This is a genomic window from Planktotalea sp., assembly GCF_049680325.1.
GTDB lineage: Bacteria > Pseudomonadota > Alphaproteobacteria > Rhodobacterales > Rhodobacteraceae > Planktotalea.
Window position 1 is genome coordinate 1 of the sequence record NZ_JBAUHO010000207.1, and the last position, 7,915, is coordinate 7,915.

The following is a 7,915-nucleotide window of genomic DNA, read 5'->3' on the forward strand; positions in this document are numbered from 1 at the left end:
GTCCTGGGCGGTTTTCTAATCTGGTATCTGTGGATTCAGGTGGAACCGCTGGGCCACTGGTTGATGAGCATTGTCACATCAGGCATGGCCGAGGGAAATGCGCTCAGAGCCCATTTGCTGGAAAGCGCCGCGCATATGCGATTGCTGACAATGGGACTTGTGCTGCTACTGGTCCTCAGGTTCAGCCCGCGCGGATTGATCCCGGAAAAGTAACGCCCGACTTCATTTTGCCAATAAACTCAAAACAAAACGCCGGCCCCGGAAAGGCCGGCGTTTTTCGTTTCTCTTTCGTGTCGCTTAAAGCGCAGTCCAACCGCCATCTACAGAGATCGTCGTGCCTGTGATCTGCGCTGCCGCATCAGACGCCAGAAAGACAGCTGTGCCGCCAAGCTGCTCGACCGTTGCAAACTCTTTAGAGGGCTGGCGCGTCAACATCACATTCTTGATAACATCCTCGCGCGACATATCGTATTCGCGCATTGTGTCGGGGATTTGTGCTTCGACCAATGGGGTCAGCACATAACCCGGGCAAATCGCGTTGGCCGTAATCGGCTCTTGTGCAGTTTCCAGCGCGACGGTCTTGGTCATGCCCACGACACCGTGCTTGGCCGCGACATAGGCCGCTTTATAGGGCGAGGCGGTCAAGCCATGGGCAGATGCGATGTTGATTACCCTGCCCCAACCTGCCTTGCGCATCATCGGCAAAGCGGCGGCCGTCGTGTGAAACGTAGAGGACATGTTGATTGCAATAATCGCATCCCATTTTTCGATCGGGAACTCGTCAATCGGGGCGACATGCTGGATGCCTGCGTTATTAATCAGGATATCGCAGGCGCCGGCCTGTTCGATCAAGGCACGGCATTGCGCGCCTTTGGACATATCCGCCTGAATATAGCGCGCAGAGATGCCGAATTCTTTGCCGATCTCGGCTGCAAGCGCATGGTCTTCTTCGCGATCTGTGAACGAGTTCAACACGATATCGGCACCAGCGCGGGCCATTTCACGGGCGATTCCCAAACCGATTCCCGAATTTGATCCTGTGATGACCGCCGTTTTCCCGTTAAGTGACATAAGCTACCTTTTCATTTCCATGCATCGACTGCGTTGTTACGAGCAACATAACATGCTGCGCGTGCAAAATAAGGGCTAATAGAGTGATACGCCCGTCAATTTTCTATCGCGCATCTAAAGGGTGCAACTGTTCGCAAGACAAAAAAAACCCCAGCACGAAGCTGGGGTTAAGTTATTGAGGCAGGTTTCATACAGGCAAGAAACCTATCGAGCAGTAAGGTCTTTATAAGCGTTAACGGCTGACTCTCCAAGCTAAAAGTTTGATAAGTTGTGAAAGCCTCGTTACGACTTTTATCCACAGGCTAAGCACTTAAGGGATTGTTTACGAAATGAGATCACTGTTTTTCGCGCGGGCGTTGTGCGCAATCGCCTTAGTTTCTTCGCTCTCCCTGCTTCCCGTACAGGTTGTTGCAGAGCCAACCCATGGCATAGCTATGTATGGCGAACCTGCGCTGCCACCAGACTTTGTGTCCCTACCCTACGCCAATCCCGATGCACCCAAGGGCGGCAAGATCAGCTTTGGCGAAGTCGGCAGCTTTGATTCGCTTAACCCGCATATCCGCAAAGGCTCGGTTCCCTGGCAGCTTCGATCAATTGCCTATGAAAGTTTAATGGGACGCTCCTACGGCGAACCCTTCGCGCTTTACGGACTTTTGGCCGAATCGGTGGAAACTGGTCCGAATCGCGAATGGGTCGAATTCACCCTTCGCCCGGAGGCGGCGTTCTCAGATGGCAGCCCCGTAACTGTCGAGGATGTGATCTGGTCCTATGAAACGCTCGGCACGATCGGTCATCCGCGGTACCGCGGACTTTGGAGCAAGATTGCCTCGATAGAGGCCACAGGCGAGCGCAAGGTGCGTATCGCCTTTAATGAGGACAACCGCGAGCTTGCCTTGATCGCTGGCATGCGCCCGATCCTGAAAAAGGCCCAATGGGACGGAAAGGATTTCGCGCAATCCACATTGGAAGATATTCCAATCGCTTCTTCGCCCTATGTGATCGCAGAGGTGGACGCAGGCCGTTCCGTCACCCTGCGCCGCAATCCCGAGTATTGGGGCAAGGATCTGCCGTTTCGCAGAGGCACGATGAACCTTGATGAAATCCGTATGGAATATTACGGCGACAGCGCGGTTTTGTTCGAGGCCTTCAAAGCGGGCGAACTTAATATGCGGCGCGAGAATAACGCCGAGAAATGGGCAAGCCAGTATGACTTTCCCGCCGTGCAGCGCGGCGATGTCGTCAAATCCGCGATCCCGCACCAACGCCCGACAGGTATGACGGGTTTCGTTATGAACACCCGCCATGCGCCCTTTGATGACTGGCGCGTGCGCGATGCTATGATCCACGCATTCAATTTCGAATTCGTCAACGACACCCTGACGGGTGGGCGCCAGCCGCGGATCAACTCTTATTTTTCCAACTCGATCCTCGGATTGAAACAAGGCCCTGCCAGCGGGAAAGTGGCCGAGTTGTTGGCCCCCTTTAAGGACGATCTGCTCCCTGGTGCGATTGATGGGTATGAGCTGCCAGTCTCGGATGGATCCGCGCGCAACCGCAAGAACATCCGCGCTGCAATGAAGCTGTTGCAAGACGCCGGTTACAGCGTTCAGGATGGCAAGATGGTGGATGGGAATGGCAAGCAACTGTCATTTTCGGTGCTCTTGAGTCAGGGCAATCAGGAAAATCAGGCGATTATGGATATCTTTACCAAAGCGTTGGAGCGCCTTGGAATTGATGCCCGCATTTCCACGACAGACGATGCGCAATATGCCGAACGCACGGCGAGCTATGATTTCGATATGACCTACTACCGTATCGGGCTTTCACTGAGCCCGGGGAACGAACAGCTTCTGTATTGGGGCAGCGAGGGCGTTGACACGCCCGGGCGCCGCAACTGGATGGGAATGAATGTCCCCGCCGCCGAGGCTATGGTCGACAAAATCCTTGGCGCTGGCAGTCAGGAAGACTTTATCGCAGCAACGCGCGCGCTGGATCGCATTTTGATGTCAGGGCGCTACTTTATCCCGCTCTATCAGTGGCCTTATAGCAATGTCGCTCATGCCAAAGAACTGACATTCCCTGATACTTTGCCGATTTACGGGGATTGGATCGGGTTTTTACCAGAAGTCTGGTGGTGGGAAGAAAAGTGATTGGCGAGCAATTAAGTGCGGCCCTGTAACTTAAAAGTAAGAATTGCCTGAAACAGTGAACAGGAACTTGCGAACGGAGGCGCGCATGACCTGGACGGAACTGATAAGCAATTGGAACAAACATCTTCGCGCATTGGCGCGCCGATTTCCCCATGCAGATGCAGGCGCACTTGGCGCATCCAAGGACGGACCCAGCGCGATGAGCCGTGTGCTTGCCAAAAGCCATGATTTGACAGTCGGCGAAGCACGTGAGGCGCTGGATGATTTTCTGTTTGTTCAGGGACTTGCGCGCGACACGGCCGATATCCGCAGACATGACGTGGCTTAGTTGCGCGGCTTAATCGCTAAGTGATGTAACCCAAAGAATGGTGGCGTCTTCGTCGCTGACGGAAATGACGTTGTGCCCCATCGAGGCATCGTAATAGGCACTATCGCCGCGACGCATTTCGACGGGTTCATAAAACTCGGTAATCAGGCTGATGACACCCGTTAGAACATAAAGGAATTCTTCGCCGTCATGGCGCACCCAACCGTCAAACTCTTCGAATTTGCGTGCCCGCACGCGTGCGCGGTACGGAAGCATCTGTTTTTTGCTCAGGGTTTCGGCAAGCAATTCATGCTCATAGGTTACGGTCGCATGGGCCGCGCCCTCGCCTGACTTTGTGACGGCCATGCGCCCAATGATCTGTTCGCGCTGCGGCGCGGTGAATAACTGGGGCACAGAAATCTGCAACCCTTCCGCCAGCTTTTTGAGCGCGTCATAGGTCGGGGACATCTGCCCGTTCTCGATCTTGGACAGGGTCGAGCGCGCAAGCCCGGCTTGGCGCGCCGCTGTTTCCAGTGTCCAGCCCTGACGTTTGCGCAGCTCGCGCACGCGCGTGCCCAGATCAAGCGGCTCTGGCGTATCCTGCGCGCCTGTTTCACGGGCAATGCGGATCAGGGAATTGGGGCTTTTGCTCATAAGGCTCTATAAGCCGCAGCCGAGACGCTTGCAATCGGGCGTATCAACGGGCTACCGATTTGCCATGTCGATTGATCTTCAAACGCCCTGCCCTGCGCCCTTCAACCTTGCCGCTTATGTTTTGGCGGCCGGAGCACGCGCGCCGGAAAAAACCGCGCTTGAAGTGCTTGGCGACAATCCTCAAATCTGGAGCTATGCGCGTTTGACGCGGGCCGTGCGCGGCGTTGCCAGTGGCCTGCTGGACGCGGGGTTAACATCTGGCGACATTGTGCTTTTACGCCTTGGAAACACTGCAGATTTTCCAATTGCCTATCTCGGCGCAATTGCCGCTGGCATGATAGCCGTGCCGACGTCCTCCGCTCTTACAAAACCTGAAATCACCAAGATGGCTCAGGGCATCCGGCCTGCTGCTGTCTTGCAAGACAGCGGGCTTGCTGCGCCAGACCTGGATGATGCGCGCACTATCCCTTTGGAAACCCTGCGCAGGTTTTATGATCTTCCTCCCGCCCCTTGGCATTTGGGCGATCCCGAGCGTCCCGCCTATATTGTTTTCACTTCTGGCACCTCGGGCACACCGCGCGGCGTGATCCATGCACATCGCGCGATTTGGGCGCGCAGGATGATGCATGAAGGCTGGTATGATCTGCATGAGAACGACCGCCTGCTGCACGCAGGGGCTTTCAACTGGACTTTTACGCTTGGCACAGGGCTGATGGACCCTTGGACCATAGGCGCGACGGCCCTTATCCCCGAAGATGGAACCGCGCCCGAAGCCTTGCCCGAACTGTTGGTGGCGCATCGCGCAAGCCTGTTTGCCGCGGCACCCGGTGTATTTCGCAAGCTGCTGCGCTGCGATTTGCCTGAACTACCCGCCTTGCGCCACGCGTTGAGCGCTGGTGAAAAAATGCCAGCGGCCCTACATGAGGATTGGCAGCAAAGCACAGGTTTGCGCGCCTATGAGGCTTTCGGCATGTCCGAATGCTCGACTTTCATTTCTTCGAGCCCAACCAGCCCGGTTGACCGCTCTGCATTGGGGCGCGCGCAAGCGGGGCGCAAAACGGCACTGCTTGATGAATATGGTGCCCCCGTCGCGCAAGGCAAGATCGGAACAATCGCGGTTCACAAAAGCGATGCAGGCCTGATGCTTGGCTACTTTGGCGCACCCGAGGAAACCAAAGCGCGCTTTCAGGGCGATTGGTTTGTGACGGGCGATCTTGGCCGACAGGATGAAACGGGCGCCATTCATTTTGAAGGGCGCGGCGATGATATGATGAATGCGGGCGGATTTCGGCTGTCCCCGATTGAAGTGGAAAGCGTTTTCCAAGGCGTTCACGGTATTGAGCATTGCGCGGCCATAGAGGTGACGCTCAAGCAAGGTGTGCAAGTGATCGCCCTGTGCTATTCGGCCCAAAGCGATGTGCAGGAAAGCACCTTGCAAGCACTGGCAACTCAACGCCTTGCGCGTTACAAGCAGCCTCGAATTTATCATCACAGCGACACGCTTCCCACCAGCGCCAATGGCAAGCTGCTGCGCCGCGTTTTGCGCAGCCAGATAGAGGCCCAATATGGTCAAGCTTGATATTATCTCCGATCCGATTTGCCCTTGGTGCTACATCGGCAAGACCCTGCTTGATCGCGCGCTTGAAGCTGAGCCGGAACATCCCTTTGAAATCGAATGGCATCCGTTCCAGTTGAATCCTGATATGCCACGCGATGGCATGGATCGGCGCGCTTATCTTGAAGGCAAGTTCGGCGGCAAAGAGCAAGCGGTCAAAGTCTATGGTCAAATCGATCAGCACGCGCGCGATGTGGGTCTGGAGCTGGACCTGGGCGCTATCAAACGCACACCGAACACGCTCAATGCGCATCGTTTGATCCATTGGGCTGGCATCGAGCAGCGTCAATCCATGCTCGTTTCCGCCCTCTTCCGCGCCTATTTCAAAGAAGGCCGCGACATTGGTGATACTGAAGTGCTGGCCGATATTGCCGATAGCACAGGAATGGACGCCGCCTTGGTGATGCGCCTGCTTGCTACCGAAGAAGATTTGGACGGAATTCGCGAAAAAGATGCCTCGTTTCGCAAAATGGGCGTGAATTCAGTGCCAACATTCATTGTCGCAGGTCAACACGCCGTTCCGGGCGCGCAGCCCGTCGAGGTCTGGCGCAGCGTGATTGCCGACATCAAAACCCAACTGGCCACGCAGGAATGAGCCACGCACGGCTCACACTGTCGATCCTCGGTCTGCTTGCGGTCCTGATTGCCTGCGGAACCGTATTTTTCCACTTTGTTGAAGGTTGGAGCTATCTGGATAGCTATTTCTTTACCGTCGTAACCCTTTCGACCGTCGGATATGGAAGTTTGGTTCCCGTGACCGCCATCGGCAAAATCGGCACAACGATTATGATCTTCCTTGGCATCGGCGTGTTCGCGCTTGCGATACAGCATGTCGGTGACAGCGCGTTGCGCCGCCGCGTGCGCCGCGTCAAGAAAAGAGAAGACCTAGCAAAAAGTGACGAAACATGACCCGGCCTGTCGCCATGCGCATGGGCACGGTTGAATTCATCGCCTTTGCTGCCATGCTTTCCGCGACGGTTGCCTTTTCGATTGATTCAATGCTGCCGGGTCTTCCCGAAATCGCAGCAGAGCTTAGCCCGAGTGATCCCAACAAGGTTCAACTTGTCCTGACGAGTTTTGTGCTTGGCATGGGCATTGGGACCTTCTTCACCGGCCCGTTGTCCGACAGATTTGGCCGCCGCAGCGTTATGTTTATCGGCGCCTTGCTGTACTGCCTTGGTGCCTTCATCGCATGGCGCGCGCCGACGTTGGAAATCTTGCTTGCGGCCCGTATGTTGCAGGGCCTTGGCGCATCGGGTCCGCGTATTGTGTCGATGGCAGTTATCCGCGATCTGTTTTCGGGCCGCGAAATGGCGCGCATCATGTCCCTTATTATGATGGTCTTCACACTGGTTCCCGCCATCGGCCCACTGATGGGCACAGGTATTATCGCCATGTCCGACTGGCGCGGCATCTTCGTGGCTTTCATGTGCTTTTCAGCCATTTCGATGATTTGGATGTATGCGCGTTTGCCCGAAACGCTGGCACCTGAAAACCGCCGCCCCTTCAAAGTTGCGGCTTTGATAACCGCAACGAAAGAGCTGTTTACCTATCGAAGGGTCTTTGTTTCGATCTTCTGCCAAGCAATGACATTTGCGCTCTTGTTTGGGATGCTTTCGATGGTGCATCCGATCTACGACGTCACATTTGATCGCGCAGAGAGTTTTCCCTACTGGTTTGGCCTGATCTCGCTGATCGCCGGTAGCGCGTCGCTGTTGAACGCACATATTGTCGGCCGTTTTGGCATGCGCAATGTGGTTACGGTAAGCTATACGGTCATGATTGTGATCTGTGTCGCCATGCTCGCCCTTAGCCAATGGCCGCCCCAGGATACCATATATTTCGTACTCTTTTTGGTGTTTCAAACCTCTGTCTTCTTTCTGGCAGGCATGACCTTTGGAAATCTTAGCGCGCTTGCGATGGAACCAGTCGGGCATATCGCCGGACTGGCCGCCTCTATCCTCAGCGGACTTGCGACAATCATCGGAACGATTTTCGCTATTCCTGTCGGTTTGATGTTCGCCGGAACGCCCGCGCCGCTTGCGGCTGCTGGCATCGTGTTTTGTGCACTTTCGAGCGCCCTGATGCTATGGCTGCGCCGCTACGAGATGCGAAAAG

8 protein-coding genes and 1 pseudogene are annotated in these 7,915 nt (G+C 55.5%); 7 read left to right on the forward strand and 2 right to left on the reverse strand.

All coding sequences use genetic code 11. The features are described from left to right. Positions 1-213, forward strand: a pseudogene (locus tag WBC85_RS09365) (branched-chain amino acid ABC transporter permease); the annotation flags it as partial. 84 nt (positions 214-297) lie between these two features. Here WBC85_RS09365 and WBC85_RS09370 read toward each other — a convergent pair. Next, a complete protein-coding gene (locus WBC85_RS09370) occupies positions 298-1,071 on the reverse strand; it encodes a 3-hydroxybutyrate dehydrogenase (RefSeq protein ID WP_424435782.1) in 774 nt (257 codons plus the stop codon). A 329-nt stretch (positions 1,072-1,400) separates the two neighbouring features. Between WBC85_RS09370 and WBC85_RS09375 the strand changes: the two genes are divergently transcribed. Both WBC85_RS09375 and WBC85_RS09380 read left to right on the forward strand, forming a co-directional pair. Next, positions 1,401-3,221: an extracellular solute-binding protein gene (locus tag WBC85_RS09375; RefSeq protein WP_424435785.1), complete on the forward strand. Its 1,821-nt coding sequence runs from the start codon at positions 1,401-1,403 to the stop codon at positions 3,219-3,221. Positions 3,222-3,306: 85 nt separating this feature from the next. Continuing rightward, complete coding sequence (locus tag WBC85_RS09380; protein WP_424435788.1) at positions 3,307-3,549, forward strand: hypothetical protein; 243 nt, start codon at positions 3,307-3,309, stop codon at positions 3,547-3,549. A 9-nt stretch (positions 3,550-3,558) separates the two neighbouring features. Here WBC85_RS09380 and WBC85_RS09385 read toward each other — a convergent pair whose 3' ends face one another. Next, positions 3,559-4,182, reverse strand: a complete 624-nt coding sequence (locus WBC85_RS09385; protein ID WP_424435791.1) for a helix-turn-helix domain-containing protein — start codon at positions 4,180-4,182, stop codon at positions 3,559-3,561. A 64-nt stretch (positions 4,183-4,246) separates the two neighbouring features. On the opposite strand from WBC85_RS09385, the gene WBC85_RS09390 reads away from it, so the two are divergent. The 4 genes from WBC85_RS09390 to WBC85_RS09405 form a co-directional block, all read left to right on the forward strand. Next, positions 4,247-5,761, forward strand: a complete 1,515-nt coding sequence (locus WBC85_RS09390; protein ID WP_424435795.1) for a class I adenylate-forming enzyme family protein — start codon at positions 4,247-4,249, stop codon at positions 5,759-5,761. Then, a complete protein-coding gene (locus WBC85_RS09395) occupies positions 5,748-6,392 on the forward strand; it encodes a DsbA family oxidoreductase (protein ID WP_424435798.1) in 645 nt (214 codons plus the stop codon). Before WBC85_RS09390 ends, WBC85_RS09395 begins: the two co-directional genes overlap by 14 nt. Then, complete coding sequence (locus WBC85_RS09400) at positions 6,389-6,706, forward strand: potassium channel family protein (protein ID WP_424435801.1); 318 nt, start codon at positions 6,389-6,391, stop codon at positions 6,704-6,706. Before WBC85_RS09395 ends, WBC85_RS09400 begins: the two co-directional genes overlap by 4 nt. Continuing rightward, positions 6,703-7,915: multidrug effflux MFS transporter (locus tag WBC85_RS09405; RefSeq protein ID WP_424435804.1), on the forward strand; the 1,213-nt coding region annotated here is incomplete at its 3' end. The genes WBC85_RS09400 and WBC85_RS09405, both read left to right, overlap by 4 nt.